This window comes from Micromonospora sp. GCM10011541 (assembly GCF_042650725.1).
In the GTDB taxonomy this organism is placed as follows: domain Bacteria; phylum Actinomycetota; class Actinomycetes; order Mycobacteriales; family Micromonosporaceae; genus Micromonospora; species Micromonospora sicca.
This window is the reverse complement of the sequence record NZ_JBHSBP010000035.1, coordinates 55,128-68,815: the sequence shown is the minus strand read 5'-3', so window position 1 is coordinate 68,815 and position 13,688 is coordinate 55,128. Positions and strand designations below refer to the sequence as shown.

The 13,688-nt window shown below is 70.9% G+C and carries 8 protein-coding genes and 1 pseudogene; 7 read left to right on the top strand and 2 right to left on the bottom strand.

The features are described 5' to 3' along the window. Nucleotides 1–36 precede the first annotated feature (36 nt). Nucleotides 37–555 carry a DinB family protein gene (locus ACFOYX_RS14270; protein ID WP_322438863.1) on the top strand — a complete coding sequence of 173 codons (519 nt, stop codon included), beginning with the start codon at nucleotides 37–39 and terminating at the stop codon, nucleotides 553–555. Nucleotides 556–682: 127 nt separating this feature from the next. After that, complete coding sequence (locus ACFOYX_RS14265) at nucleotides 683–919, top strand: hypothetical protein (RefSeq protein WP_109801697.1); 237 nt, start codon at nucleotides 683–685, stop codon at nucleotides 917–919. 76 nt (nucleotides 920–995) lie between these two features. Here ACFOYX_RS14265 and ACFOYX_RS14260 read toward each other — a convergent pair. Both ACFOYX_RS14260 and ACFOYX_RS14255 read right to left on the bottom strand, forming a co-directional pair. Continuing rightward, nucleotides 996–1,112 (bottom strand): annotated as a pseudogene (locus ACFOYX_RS14260) (ATP-grasp domain-containing protein); the annotation flags it as partial. Between the two features lie 94 nt (nucleotides 1,113–1,206). Continuing rightward, nucleotides 1,207–1,413 (bottom strand): hypothetical protein, encoded by a 207-nt coding sequence (locus ACFOYX_RS14255; RefSeq protein ID WP_109801698.1) that lies wholly within the window; start codon nucleotides 1,411–1,413, stop codon nucleotides 1,207–1,209. Nucleotides 1,414–1,904: 491 nt separating this feature from the next. Between ACFOYX_RS14255 and ACFOYX_RS14250 the strand changes: the two genes are divergently transcribed. The 5 genes from ACFOYX_RS14250 to ACFOYX_RS14230 all read left to right on the top strand — a co-directional run bounded on the left by ACFOYX_RS14250 (nucleotide 1,905) and on the right by ACFOYX_RS14230 (nucleotide 13,627). Further along, entirely contained in the window at nucleotides 1,905–5,060 is a 3,156-nt protein-coding gene (locus tag ACFOYX_RS14250) for an OmpL47-type beta-barrel domain-containing protein (RefSeq protein ID WP_377534014.1), read from the top strand. Nucleotides 5,061–5,080: 20 nt separating this feature from the next. Further along, entirely contained in the window at nucleotides 5,081–6,049 is a 969-nt protein-coding gene (locus tag ACFOYX_RS14245) for a sugar phosphate isomerase/epimerase (RefSeq protein ID WP_109801705.1), read from the top strand. Beyond that, a complete protein-coding gene (locus ACFOYX_RS14240; RefSeq protein WP_109801699.1) occupies nucleotides 6,046–7,254 on the top strand; it encodes a multicopper oxidase domain-containing protein in 1,209 nt (402 codons plus the stop codon). The genes ACFOYX_RS14245 and ACFOYX_RS14240 overlap by 4 nt, the downstream gene beginning before the upstream one ends. A 135-nt stretch (nucleotides 7,255–7,389) precedes the next feature. Then, complete coding sequence (locus ACFOYX_RS14235; protein WP_322438861.1) at nucleotides 7,390–11,451, top strand: ThuA domain-containing protein; 4,062 nt, start codon at nucleotides 7,390–7,392, stop codon at nucleotides 11,449–11,451. 259 nt (nucleotides 11,452–11,710) lie between these two features. Further along, nucleotides 11,711–13,627, top strand: a complete 1,917-nt coding sequence (locus tag ACFOYX_RS14230; protein WP_322438860.1) for a Xaa-Pro dipeptidyl-peptidase — start codon at nucleotides 11,711–11,713, stop codon at nucleotides 13,625–13,627. Nucleotides 13,628–13,688 lie beyond the last annotated feature (61 nt).

Below are 13,688 nucleotides of genomic sequence, written 5' to 3'. Positions count from 1 at the left end.
TGCCGCTGGCGTCCCGGCGCGTGCCATCATGGCGGGATGACGTGGACCGCCCCCGATGTGCGCCGTCCCAGTGACCTTCTCGTCGCACCGGAGGCCGACCAGCTTCGGAACCTTCTCGACTGGCATCGCGCCACGCTGCTGCACAAATGCGCCGGTCTCAACGCCGACCAGCTGGAGCGGGCGCCACTGGCCTCCTCGAACCTGTCACTCCTCGGCCTGCTGCGGCACATGGCCAAAGTGGAGCGCAGCTGGTTTCGCACGCTCTTCCGCGGCGAAACGCTGGAAACGCTCTACTCCACGCCGGAATGGCGCGACGCCGACTTCGAGGGCGCCGATCCGGCGAGCGCCCCAGCCGACTACGCGCTTCTGGTCGAGGAGACAGGCTTTGCCCGTGAGGCCGTGGCTGCGGCCTCGATGGACGACACCTTCACCTTCCCGGACGAGGACGTGGCGTCGCTGCGCTACGTGTATCTACAGATGATCGGTGAGTACGCCCGCCACAACGGGCACGCCGACCTGCTGCGACAAGCCATCGACGGGGCGAAGGGCGTCTGACGCCCCGGGTGCCGGGGGCTGACTTCCACCGGCCCGGCGAGGTCGCACGATGCAGTAATGTCCGTTCGTGGCCATGTTCCTCGTCCTGCTTCGTCGATCCGGCCCTCGGTGGGACCCGGCACGGCCCATGCAGGAGCAGTCCGACTGGCCCGCGCACGCGGCGTTCATGGACGACCTGGTGAGTGCGGGGTTCGTCGTCCTGGGCGGGCCGCTGGCGGACGAGCACCGGGTGGTACTCGCCGTCGACGCCGAGTCTGAGGACCTCGTCCGCACCACCCTCGCCCGCGATCCATGGAGCGGGACGCATCTGCGGGTCGACAGGGTGGAGCCGTGGACGATCCGGCTCGATGGACGGCGTGCGTAGCGGCAGATCGGCCCCGGGTCGGTCGATCGACGCGGTGCTCGCCGCGCCGGCCTGACCGGGCCCCGCCGACGTCCGGTCAGGCCACGTCCGGGCGGGCCCGGCTCAGCGCGGTGACCAGCGCAGCCGGATCGACGGCGGCCGAGCGGTCGCTGACCTGGCCGTCGCCGAGCTCGACCACCCGCCACCGTCCGTCGGCGTGAGCGCCGGCTCATGCCGGTCGCGCTTGGCCGATTTCGACCGGTCCCGCATGACCGCCGGCCCACCGCCGAGCGCCCGCCGGCCAGCATTCAGCCCTGGTCGACCGCGACCCGGCAGGTCCGTACGGCCGCCATCGCGCGGGCCCGATCCTGACCGGAAGCGAGCAGGTGGTGATCGACCAGGGCGACCGGGGACGCCGGCAGCAGGGCGGCCTCGGCCTCCGCGGCGAAGTTGGTCGTCCAGGCGGCGCGGGGAGCAGCGGATTGTCCGTCCCTTGTGGCGTGACTGTCCGGCACTTTCGTCTCCGCAAGAGAAAAGTATCTGCCACACGAACGAAAGCTATGGACAGCCTGAGAGGAAGTTAGTAGGGTCGGTCACTGTCAATATGTTTCGTCGAGATGAACTACCGGCACGGTAGCTCTCCACTGTGGCCCTCAGGCGGCGCAACACGTCCGGAGGCCACGACCGGCCAGGGATGGCCGTCCCCGGGTCAACGCCGCACCACGGCGACCCGGCGCGGGCACGCGCCGCGGGTCGACCGATGTCCGTCCGTACCCGACGACACCCCAGTCAGCTCCGACGCGGAACCGCGTCCGATGCCGCGTGCGATCCGGCTCGCCGCCGACCTCGGACCATCACTCCATACAGGACGACCGTGGCAAACCGCCACGGCCGCGGATCCCGTGCGGCCAGGGAGGGGCCGCCGGGCAGCTCTGCCAATTCCTGACATCGACGGGCCGACGCACGCTCCGCCCGGTGTTCCCCCCGGACCGTGAAAGAGGCATCCATGAACTCACATCCACCGCGCGGCCGGCTCGCCCTGAGCCGGCTCAGGAGACCGATGGCGACCATCGCCACGATGGTCCTCCTGCTGACCGCCGCCGTGGCTGCGTCCCCGGCGAGTGCGCGTCCGACCGATCTGGAACGGCCGGCCACGGCGGGCGCGACCGCGCCGTCGCGGCAACTGCAGGCCCAGGTCCTCACCTGGACCGCCGGCGACAACTTCCTGTCGTACCGGTCCGCGCCGACGACCGCCACGGCCGGACCGGCCACCCTCGTCTTCGAGAACAGCGCGGCCACCGGCAACACCACCGGCATGCAGCACACCCTCACCTTCGAGACCGGGAACCCGTCGTACAACAGCGATGTCGACGTGAACATCCTGGCCGACCCATCGGATGCCAACGGGGGCCGGTGGACGGTCGACGTGGTGCTCACGCCCGGCACCTACCGCTACTTCTGCTCGATCCCCGGCCACGGCGGCATGACCGGGCTCCTGGTGGTCAGCGACGGCGGGTCGGACACCACACCGCCGACCGTGACGGCCGCGGTGACCGGGGAGAAGGACGCGACCGGCGCGTACGTGGGCAGCGCGACGGTGACCCTGTCCGCGACGGACACCGGGTCCGGGGTGTCCCGCGTCGAGTACTCCCTGGACGGGGGCACGTACGGCACCTATGCGGCGCCGGTGACGGTGAACCAACCGGGTCAGCACACGGTGTCGTACCGGGCGACGGACAAGGCGGGTAACACGTCCTCGGCGCAGTCGGTGTCGTTCACCGTGGTGCAGACGCCGCCGGCCGACACCACGCCGCCGACGGTGACGGCCGCGGTGACCGGCCAGAAGGACGCCAACGGCGCGTACGTGGGCAGCGCGACGGTGACCGTGTCGGCGACGGACACCGGCTCGGGTGTCGACCGGATCGAGTACTCCCTGGACGGGGGCGCCTACGCCGCCTACTCGGCGCCGGTGACGGTGAACCAGCCGGGTCAGCACACGGTGTCGTACCGGGCGACGGACAAGGCGGGTAACACGTCGTCGGCGCAGTCGGTGTCGTTCACGGTGGTGCAGACGCCGCCGGCCGACACCACGCCCCCGACCGTGATGGCCGCGGTGACCGGGGAGAAGGATGCGACCGGCGCGTACGTGGGCAGCGCGACGGTGACCCTGTCGGCGACGGACAGCGGCTCCGGCGTGGACCGGATCGAGTTCTCCCTGGACGGGCAGCCCTACGCCGGCTACTCGGCGCCGGTGACGGTGAACCAGCCGGGTCAGCACACGGTGTCGTACCGGGCGACGGACAAGGCGGGTAACACCTCGTCGGCGCAGTCGGTGTCGTTCACGGTGGTGCAGACGCCGCCGGCCGACACCACGCCCCCGACGGTGACCGCCGCGGTGACCGGCCAGAAGGACGCCAACGGCGCGTACGTGGGCAGCGCCACCGTGACCCTCTCGGCGACGGACACCGGCTCGGGTGTCGACCGGATCGAGTACTCCCTGGACGGGGGCGCCTACGCCGCCTACTCGGCGCCGGTGACGGTGAACCAGCCGGGTCAGCACACGGTCAGCTACCGCGCCACCGACAAGGCGGGCAACACCTCGTCGGCGCAGTCGGTGTCGTTCACGGTGGTGCAGACGCCGCCCGCCGACACCACGCCGCCCACCGCGTCCGCTGTGGTGGCCGGGCAGAAGGACGCCAACGGCGCGTACGTGGGCAGCGCCACGGTCACCGTGTCGGCGACGGACAGCGGCTCCGGCGTGGACCGGATCGAGTTCTCCCTGGACGGGCAGCCCTACGCCGGCTACTCGGCGCCGGTGACGGTGAACCAGCCGGGTCAGCACACGGTCAGCTACCGGGCGACGGACAAGGCGGGCAACACGTCGTCGGCGCAGTCGGTGTCGTTCACCGTCGTGCAGACGCCGCCCGCCGACACCACCCCGCCCACCGCGACCGCCGCCGTCTCCGGCCAGCTCGACGACAACGGCGCCTACCTGGGCAGCGCCACGGTGACCCTGTCGGCCGCCGACGCCGGCTCCGGGGTGGACCGGATCGAGTACTCCCTCGACGGCCAGCCCTACAGCCGGTACGCGGCGCCGGTCACCGTCAACCAGCCGGGTCAGCACACCCTCAGCTACCGGGCCACCGACAAGGCCGGCAACACCTCGGGGACCGCGTCGGTCACCTTCACCGTGGTGGCGAGCGGCCCCGGGCCCGACTGCCCGGTCAAGGACACCCGCCCGACCGTGTGGCTCGGCACCGTGGACAGCGGCGTACCCAACCGGGTCGTCGAGGGTGACTGCACGATCAACAACGTCATCGCCGACGAGCGGGCATGGCCCAACCACGGCCAGTTCGTCAGCCATGTCACGGTGATCGCCGAGCACCTGCACCACCTGGGCGTCATCACCCATCAGGAGCACGGACGCCTGGTGAGCGCCGCCGGCCGCTCCGGCGTCGGCAGGCCGGACGACAAGAACGGCTACCAGCCGCTGCTCGACGGCTCCGCGTCGTCGTTCGCCCGCTGGCAGCACGTCGGCGCGGGTGGCTTCACCCGCAACGCCGACGGGTCGATCAGCAGCCGGCCCGAGCCGGGGCTCGGCATGCTCTGGTTCCCGGTGAGCGCGTACGGCGACTTCTCGCTGAAGCTGCAGTGGCGGGACGACGCCCCAGGGGACGGCCGGGCCAACAGCGGAGTCTTCGTCCGCTTCCCGGACGTGCGCCAGCACCCCGCCGAGTCCCGCCCGGAGTGGGTGGCCATCAAGTACGGCCACGAACTCCAGATCTTCGACCGGCCCGACGGTGACCAGTACAAGAGCGGATCGGTGTACGGCTTCGACCGGGTCGACCTGGCCGGCGCCCACGCCGCCCCGAAGGGCACCTGGAACGACTACGAGATCCGGGTGGTCGGCCAGCACTACTCCGTCTTCCGCAACGGGGAGCTGATCAACGACTACGTGAACAGCCCGGACGCTGTCTTCAGCCCGCCTCGGTCCGACGACCCCGGTGGGGCCGGACGGCAGAGCGCGCGCGGATACCTCGGCCTGCAGAACCACGGCACCGCCGACCTCATCAGCTTCCGCGACGTGCGGATCGCGCCGCTGAACCCGTGCTGCCCCAACGGGTCGGCCTCCTCCGCCGCCAACTCGACCACCTGCTGCTGATCGAGCGAAGGGAACCAACCATGGCAAAGAACAGGATCGATCGCCGTACGCTGTTACGCGGGCTCGCCGGGTCCACGGTGGCGGTCAGCGCGGCCGGCCTCGCCGGGGCCGCGCCGGCCTGCGCGTCGAGCGGCGACTCGAACGGTCGGCTGATCCCGCGCGGCCACCTGGGCATCCAGCTCTACAGCGTTCGGGACAAGATCGCACAGGTCGGCTTCGCGGCGGTCTTCGAGGAACTCGGCCGCATCGGCTACCGCGAGGTGGAGTTCGCCGGCTACACCCAGGGCGCCGTCGGCGCGATCACCCCGGCCCAGATCCGGCAACTGCTGGACGACAACGGGCTGAAGGCGGCGGGCAGCCACCGCGGGCTGAACGACTTCCGGACCAACCTGGAGTGGGAGCTCGACGTCGCCGAGACGCTGGGCATGCCGGCCGTCGGCACCGCCCAGGCACCCACCGGCGACCGCACGATCGCCGGCTACCAGGCGGCCGCCGCGGAGTTCAACGCGTGGGGCGCCGCCGCCGCTGCCCGGGGCATCAAGCTCTACCAGCACAACCACACCATCGAGTTCAGCTTCGCGGTCGACCGCCCCGACGTACGGCTGTACGACCTGTTCCTCGAACTCACCGACCCGCGGTACGTGTACCTGGAGATGGACATCCTCTGGGCGTACGGCGGGGCCCGCAAGTACCCCGGCTTCCGCCCGGTCGACTACGTCAACGCCCAGCCGCACCGCTACCCGCTGTTCCACGTCAAGGACGGCGTCCCGCTGCCCGACCCCCAGCAGGGCAACTCCTACCTGGACGTCGAGTTCGGCGCCGGGGTCATCCCGTTCGCCGACTTCTTCGGCGAGCTGACGGGTGGGGGCCGCTTCGAGTACCTGTGGGAGCAGGACTCCGGTCCGAACGCCCAGCCCAACCCGCCCGGGTCCTTGGGCGCCGCCGAGCGGAGCTACCAGCGCATGGTGGAACTGCGGGGTGCCCGGTGAGCGCCTGGCGACTGACGGAGACCGGTCCGCTTCCGGAGCCGGACGCGGCCCGGCCCGACCGTTCCCGCTCCGGGGCGCGGCGACTGCTGGTCGTCGCGGCGGTGGTGCTGCTGACCCTGGTCGGCGCCGGCAGCTTCGCGGCCGCCGGCACCGGGGTGTTCTCCGCCGAACGGCCCGAGGGCTGCGCCAAGCCGGACCGCAGCCTCCAGTTGTACGCGGTGGAACTGCCGAAGGACGGCACGCAGATCCGGCTCGGCTACGGCCTCACCCCGGAGACGGCCTCCTACCCGGGCCCGACCATGGAGATGATGGAGGGGGAGTGCCTCGCCATCACCCTGCACAACCAGGTCTCCGCCGAGACGCTGGCGGCGCTGCGCACCAACCCGGCCCACCCGCTCGGCGTCTCGCTGCACGTGCACGGGGTGAAGTACACCCAGCAGTCCGACGGCACGGTGCAGAGCGCGTCGTATGTCCCGCCGGGTGAGTCGCGCACCTACACCTGGTACGCCCAGCCCCGCAACAACCGGACCGGCGCGCAGGGCACCGCCGGCTACTGGTGGTACCACGACCACGTGGTGGGCGGGCCGCACGGCACCCAGGGCCTCTCCGCTGGGCTCTTCGGCGGGCTGGTCGTCCGCCGGCCGAGCGACCCGAAGCCGGACCGGACGTACGTGACGGCCTTCGGTGACCGGCAGAGCATCAACCTGCGTCGCGGCGAGGCCACCGACACCTGCGACACGGTGAATCCGCAGCCCGGCCCGACCTGCCTGGTCGCCAGGAAGGGGGAGCGGGTCGAGTTCGTCGTCATCGGCATCGGCAACGACATGCACACCTTCCACCTGCACGGCCACTCCTGGGCGGACACCCGGACGGGGGTGGTGAGCAACGGGCAGCCGTTCGCCGACTCCGTACCGATCATCGACAACAAGACGCTCGGCCCCGGCGACTCCTTCGGCGTCCAGGTGGTGGCCGGTGACTCGGTCGGACCGGGGCACTGGATGCTGCACTGCCACATGCAGTTCCACTCCGACGCCGGCATGTCGACGATGCTGCACGTCCTCGACGAGAACGGGCAGATGCCCCCGGGGATGGACCACCAGCACCCGGCAGCCGCGCCGGCCACCGCCGGCACCACCTCCGCGCCGGCCACCGCCGGCATCACCTCCGCGCCGGCCACCGCCGGCACCGCACACCAGCACAACTGACCAGCGGTCCGGTCCGCGGTCACCGACGCCCGCGGACCGGGTGGCTGCTGGTCCCAACCTGCTCCGGTGAGCGCCACACCCCACCGGCAGCGGAACGACCCGGAAGATCCTGTCCCTCAATCAGGAGGAGTCGAGATGGCTCACAGACGCCATTTCCGGTTCTCCCGCTGGGTCGGACGCCTTCGCGCCGACTCGACGGGTCCCATCACACCCACCACGCCCACCCTCACCACTCCGCGTCGCGTCCCCGCGCCGCGCCGCGTCGGCGCCCTGGCGTCGAGCGCCGCGCTGGCGCTCGGCGTGTTGGCCCTGCCCGCCCAGGCCGTCAGCCCCACCCCGGCCGCCGCCGCCGAGGCCGCGGCGGCGGTGAAGGTGCTGGTCTTCCACGGGCCGACGGACAAGCAGGACGACCCGGTCGCCAAGGCCACCGCCACCATCCGGCAGCTGGGCGAGCAACACGGCTTCACCGTCGACGACTCCGCCGACCCGGCGGTGTTCACCTTCGGCAACCTGGCCCGGTACCGCTCGGTGGTGTTCCTGTCCGCCAACGGGGTGACGCTCAACGACGCCCAGGAAGCGGCCTTCCAGGCGTACGTCAAGGCCGGCGGCGGTTTCGTCGGCGTCCACGACGCCGCGCGCGCCCAGCCGGAATCCTCCTGGTTCACCGGTCTGATCGGCACCCGCCCGGCCGCCGGCCTGCCCAACGCGGAGAAGCCGGTCTCGGCCACGGCGAGCGCCGAGAACCCGCCGAACGAGACCGCGGCGAAGGCGATCGACGGGTCGACGGGCACCAAGTGGCTGACGTTCTCCCCGACCGGGTGGCTCGCCGCCAAGCTGGCCAAGCCGGTCGTGGTGTCCCGCTACGCGCTGACCTCGGCCAACGACTTCCCCGGCCGGGACCCGAAGAACTGGACCCTGCAGGGCTCCCAGGACGGCGCCACCTGGACCGACCTGGACACCCGGACCGGGGAGACCTTCCCGCAGCGGTTCCAGACCCGGCAGTTCAGCTTCGACAACAGCACGGCGTACCAGCACTACCGGCTGAACATCACCGCGAACAGCGGGGAGCCGCTGATCCAGCTGGCCGAGCTGTGGCTGATCGGACCCGACGCCGGCCCCGCCCCGGACAGCACGGTGCAGCGGGCGGTCGTCGACGTCACCGACCGGCAGCACCCGGCCAACAAGGGCCTGCCGCTGACCTGGACCCGCTCCGACCAGTGGATCAACTGGGACCCGAGCCCGGTCGGCAAGGTCCACACGATCGCCCAGGTCGAGGAGGGCACCTACAACGCGGGGCTGAGCGGCAACGGGGCGTTCCACCCGATCTCCTGGTGCCAGGACTACGACGGCGGCCGGTCGTTCTATACCGGCATGGGGCGCACCGCAGACAGTTGGACCGGGGACAAGCAGTTCCAGGGCCACCTGGCCGGGGCCATCAAGTGGACGACCGGCATGGTGCGCGGCGACTGCCAGGCGACCATCGCCGCGAACTACCGGATCGAGCGGCTCACCGCCGCCAACCAGGCCGGCCAGCTCGACCAGATCGGTGAGCCGCACGGCCTGACCATCGCGCCCGACGGCGCGGTCTACTACATCGGCAAGGCGGCCTGCCCGACCGGGCCGGTCGCCAGCTGGGACGACCCGAAGGTCGGCCTCGGCTGCGGCACGATCCACCGCTGGGACCCGAAGACCAAGCAGGTCAAGCTGCTCACCACGCTGCCCGTGATGGGCAACCGGGGCAGCGGCAGCGAACTGGTCAAGAACGAGGAGGGCCTGGTCGGCATCACCCTCGACCCGAAGTTCGCGCAGAACGGCTGGGTCTACGTCTACTGGATGCCGCACGAGTCCATCGACCGGGACCGGCGGATCGGCCAGCGGACCGTGTCCCGGTTCACCTACGACGCCGCGAAGCAGACCATCGACCAGGGCACCCGCAAGGATCTGCTGCACTGGGACACGCAGATCCACAGCTGCTGCCACGCCGGCGGCGGGATGACCTTCGACGAGAGCGGCAACCTCTACATCGGCTCCGGCGACAGCAACTCCTCCGGCGGGTCCAACGGCTACGCCGGCAACAACTGGACCCAGGACTACAAGGGCACCTCGTTCCAGGACGCCCGGCGTACCGCCGGCAACACCAACGACCTCAACGGCAAGATCCTGCGCATCCACCCCGAGGCCGACGGCACCTACACGATCCCGCAGGGCAACCTGTTCACCGGCAAGGAGGAGGGCGGCGGCAAGACCCGCCCGGAGATCTACGTGATGGGCGTACGCAACATCGCCCGGATCGCCTGGGACCCGGTCAACCACTGGCTGACCGCCGCCTGGGTCGGCCCGGACGCCGGCGGCCCCAGCCCGGACCTCGGACCGGCGAAGTACGAGACCGCCACGATCATCACCTCGGCGGGCAACCAGGGCTGGCCGTACTGCATGGGCAACCGGCAGCCCTACCGGGACCGCAGCACCACCGACGCGAACGTGCTGACCGGCTGGTACGACTGCGACAACCTGAAGAACGAGTCGCCGCGCAACACCGGTCTGGTCAACATCCCGCCGGCCCGGGACAACATGATCTGGTACTCGCCGCAGGGCGGCGGGCCGGTCTACCCGAAGCGCGCCGACGGCAGCGGGCTGCCGACGTACGTGGCGGGCGAGGAGAAGTTCACCCAGCCGTACCTCAAGGGCGGCGGGCAGGCCATCATGGACGGCCCGACCTACCAGCGGGAGAAGGTCGACACCGACAGCGGGGTCGCCTGGCCGGCGTACTGGGACGACAAGTGGTTCATCGGTGACCAGTCCAACGCCAACAACCGGGTCGCCGTCACGGTGGACCCGGACAAGGTGCCCGACCACGGCCCGCCGGCATTCGCCGAGGACCTGCGCCAGATCATCCGGTCCGGCAACGGCGCCAACCAGCTGCAGTCCTGGATGGACGCCAAGTTCGGCCCGGACGGGGCGCTCTACATGCTGGACTACGCGGGCGGCTTCTTCAGCCTGCACCCGAACCAGAAGCTGATCCGCGTCGCCTACCAGGGCGGCCCGGCGACGCCGCGACCGAGCGACGCCATCGCCCGGGCCGTGGCGCAGAGCAGCCCGAAGACGATCGCGTTCTCCAGCGCCCGGGCCGGCGGCGTCGCCTGGGAGTGGAACTTCGGCGACGGCAGCGCGCCCTCGCACCAGGCCAACCCGACGCACACCTACGCCGACTACGGCACCTACCAGGCCACGCTCAAGGTGACCTACGCCGACGGCGAGGTGGCCACCGCCAAGATCGAGGCCGTCGCGGGCTGCACCGCGCCGGACGCCCGTAAGACGGTGCAGCTGCTCGACAAGGACACCGGCGTGGCCAACCGCCAGGCCGGCGGCAACTGCACGGTCAACGACCTGATCGACGACGAGCGCAACTGGACGAACCACGGCCAGTTCGTCAGCCACGTCGCCGGTGTGGTCAACGACCTGCGCGCCGACGGCGTGCTGGACAACCGGGAGGCGACGAAGATCAACACCGCGGCGGCCCAGTCCGAGATCGGCAAGGTCGCCGGGTACCGGGCGCTGTTCGACGGCACCGCGGAGTCGCTGGCCGACTGGCGGCAGGCGCCCGGCGGGTCGTTCGCGCTGCGGCCGGACGGGTCGATCCGCAGCTCCGGTGGGCTCGGCATGCTCTGGTACGCCAAGGACGAGTTCGCCGACTTCTCCCTGCGGATGAAGTTCCGGGACGTCTCCGCCGACGGCGTCAACGCCAACAGCGGCGCCTTCACCCGGTTCCCGGACCCGCGGATCCCGCTGGACCAGCGTCCCGCCGGCAGTTGCGGCACCGTCGGGTCGGCCCGGACCTCCCAGGCCTGGGTGGCGATCTACTGCGGCCAGGAGATCCAGATCTACGACGGGACCACGGGTGAGCCGCAGAAGACCGGCTCGATTTACAACTTCGACCCGGTCGGCCTGGACCAGGCCGGGGTGACCCCGAAGGGCCAGTGGAACGACTACGAGATCCGGGTGGTCGGGCAGCACTACACGATCATCCGCAACGGCGCGGTGATCAACGAGTTCGACAACACGCCGGGCAAGGCGTCGTCCCGCCAGGGCGACCCGCCGACCGACCTGCGCCAGTTCCTCAGCGGCTTCGTCGGGTTGCAGAACCACGGCACGAACGACCTGATCGAGTTCCGCGACGTGCGGGTACGCGAGCTGTAGCGATCCGGTGCCGGGTACGGGGATGTGCCTCCGTACCCGGCACCTCGTCCGTCCCAGGTGGGCGCCGCCGCCGGCCGCCGTTGCCGTCGACCGTACGACAGGCGTAGGAGCGGATGCCGCGCATCTTCCACACGTGTCCGAAGACCGATCACGGCCGAATTTCTAGTTTCATTTCGATCGTTGCGGTGTCACCCGCGCCCGGCCGGTCGGGGACGGGCGCGGGCCGTCGACGGTCGGCGCGGGGAGGGGGAGCACGCGAATGCAGAGTCCGAGGATTGCCTGGCGGGCGCTGGTGGTGGCCGCGGTCACCGCGGCGGCCGCCCTGCCGGCGACGAGCGCGATGGCGCAGCCGGGGGCCGACGAGCGGCCCGGGCTGGTCGTCGAGAACGGCGTCACCCAACCGGCGTTCGCCTACAGCGACGCGGTCCGGGAGAGAATCTTCGTCACCTCCGACGTCGACACCGACGGGGACGGCGCGCTCGACGTGGTGGCCATGGACGTCATGCGGCCCAGGGCCAGTGAGAACGGGCTCCGGGTCCCGGTGGTGATGGACGCCAGCCCGTACTACTCGACGGTGTGCCGGGGCAACGAGAGTGAGTGCAAGGGCGACGTCGACGGCGACGGGCTGAACGACAGATGGCCGCTCTTCTACGACAACTACTTCGTGCCGCGCGGTTACGCGTTGATCCTCCTCGACATGATCGGTACCAACAATTCGACGGGATGCCCGGTCACGGGCGGCCGGGCCGACAACTTCAGCGCGCCGACGGCGATCGACTGGCTCAACGGGCGGCGACGCGGGTTCGACGCCGCCGGCAGAGAGGTCGTCGCCGACTGGCACAACGGCCGGACGGGCATGATCGGCAAGTCGTACGACGGCACGCTCGCCAACGCCGCCGCGGCGAGCGGGGTGGACGGCCTGACCACGATCGTGCCGATCTCGGCCATCTCCAGCTGGTACGACTACTCGCGCAGCAACGGTCTGGTCACCCGGGCCAACAACTATTCGGGCAGCCTCGCCAACACCGTCACCAACCCGGCCCGCCGGGCGTACTGCGCGCCGGTGCGTGCCACGCTCGGGCAGGGGGGTGACGACGTCACCGGGGACTACAACGACTTCTGGGCGGAGCGGGACTACGTGCCGCACGCCGACCGGGTCAGGGCGAGCGTCTTCGTGGTGCACGGCATCAACGACGACAACGTCCGCCCGGACCACTTCAGCAGGTGGTGGGCCGCCCTGGGCGAGCGGGACGTGCCCCGCAAGCTCTGGCTGACCGGCACCGGGCACGTCGACCCGTTCGACTTCCGCCGAGCCGAATGGGTCGACACCCTGCACCGCTGGTTCGACTTCTGGTTGCAGGGCATCGACAACGGGATCATGCGGGAACCGACCGTCGACATCGAGCGGCTGCCGGACGTCTGGGAGACGGCGCGCACCTGGCCGCTGCCCGACACCCAGCCGACCCAGGTGTTCCTGCAGGCGCCGGTCGGCGATGGCGCGGGCGGACTGTCGGTCCGTCCGGGCCCCGGGAACAGGTCGGCTACCTTCCAGGACACGCCCACGATGAGCCAGACCAATGCCATCCGGCATCCGTCCGACCCGCTGGCGAACACCCAGAACCGGCTGGTGTTCCTGTCCCCACCGTTGACGGGCTCCCTGCACATCTCGGGCACACCGATCGTCAAGATCAACGCTTCGGTCGACGGCGAGGACACCAGCTTCGCCGGACTGCTGGTCGACTACGGGACCCGTCAGCGCTTCAGTACCGCGGGCGATGGCATCCGGACCCTGACCGAGGAGGACTGCTGGGGTGCGGAGGCCGACTGGGGCGGCTTCGCCGAGGACGCCTGCTATCGCAAGGTGGAGAAGACCGTCGCCGCGAACCCGCAGGAACTCGTGACCAAGGGCATCATCGACGGCCTCAACATCGATTCGCGTACCGAGTCCACCCCGCTCGTGCCCGGTCAGAAGAACGCCGTCGACCTGTCCCTGCTGCCCGAGGACTACGTCTTCGACGCCGGCCACCAGATCGGCGTGGTCCTGCTGGGTTCATACTCCGGTTACAGCAGCCGGGCGAAGCAGAACCGGGCCGACATCACCATCCACTTCGACCGCAGCCGGATCCAGTTGCCCGTCGTGGGTGGCCGGACGGCGGCCGTGGCGGCCGGTCTGTAGGTATCCGGGAGCGGGGCGTCGCGCACCGCACGCCCCGCTCCCGGGCCCGCCGCGCCGGCCC

Bases quoted from the DNA above. Each gene is read 5' to 3' on its own strand.
- ACFOYX_RS14270 (WP_322438863.1), top strand. From the start codon at position 37: ATGACGTGGACCGCCCCCGATGTGCGCCGTCCCAGTGACCTTCTCGTC.
- ACFOYX_RS14265 (WP_109801697.1), top strand. From the start codon at position 683: ATGCAGGAGCAGTCCGACTGGCCCGCGCACGCGGCGTTCATGGACGAC.
- ACFOYX_RS14250 (WP_377534014.1), top strand. From the start codon at position 1,905: ATGAACTCACATCCACCGCGCGGCCGGCTCGCCCTGAGCCGGCTCAGG.
- ACFOYX_RS14245 (WP_109801705.1), top strand. From the start codon at position 5,081: ATGGCAAAGAACAGGATCGATCGCCGTACGCTGTTACGCGGGCTCGCC.
- ACFOYX_RS14235 (WP_322438861.1), top strand. From the start codon at position 7,390: ATGGCTCACAGACGCCATTTCCGGTTCTCCCGCTGGGTCGGACGCCTT.
- ACFOYX_RS14230 (WP_322438860.1), top strand. From the start codon at position 11,711: ATGCAGAGTCCGAGGATTGCCTGGCGGGCGCTGGTGGTGGCCGCGGTC.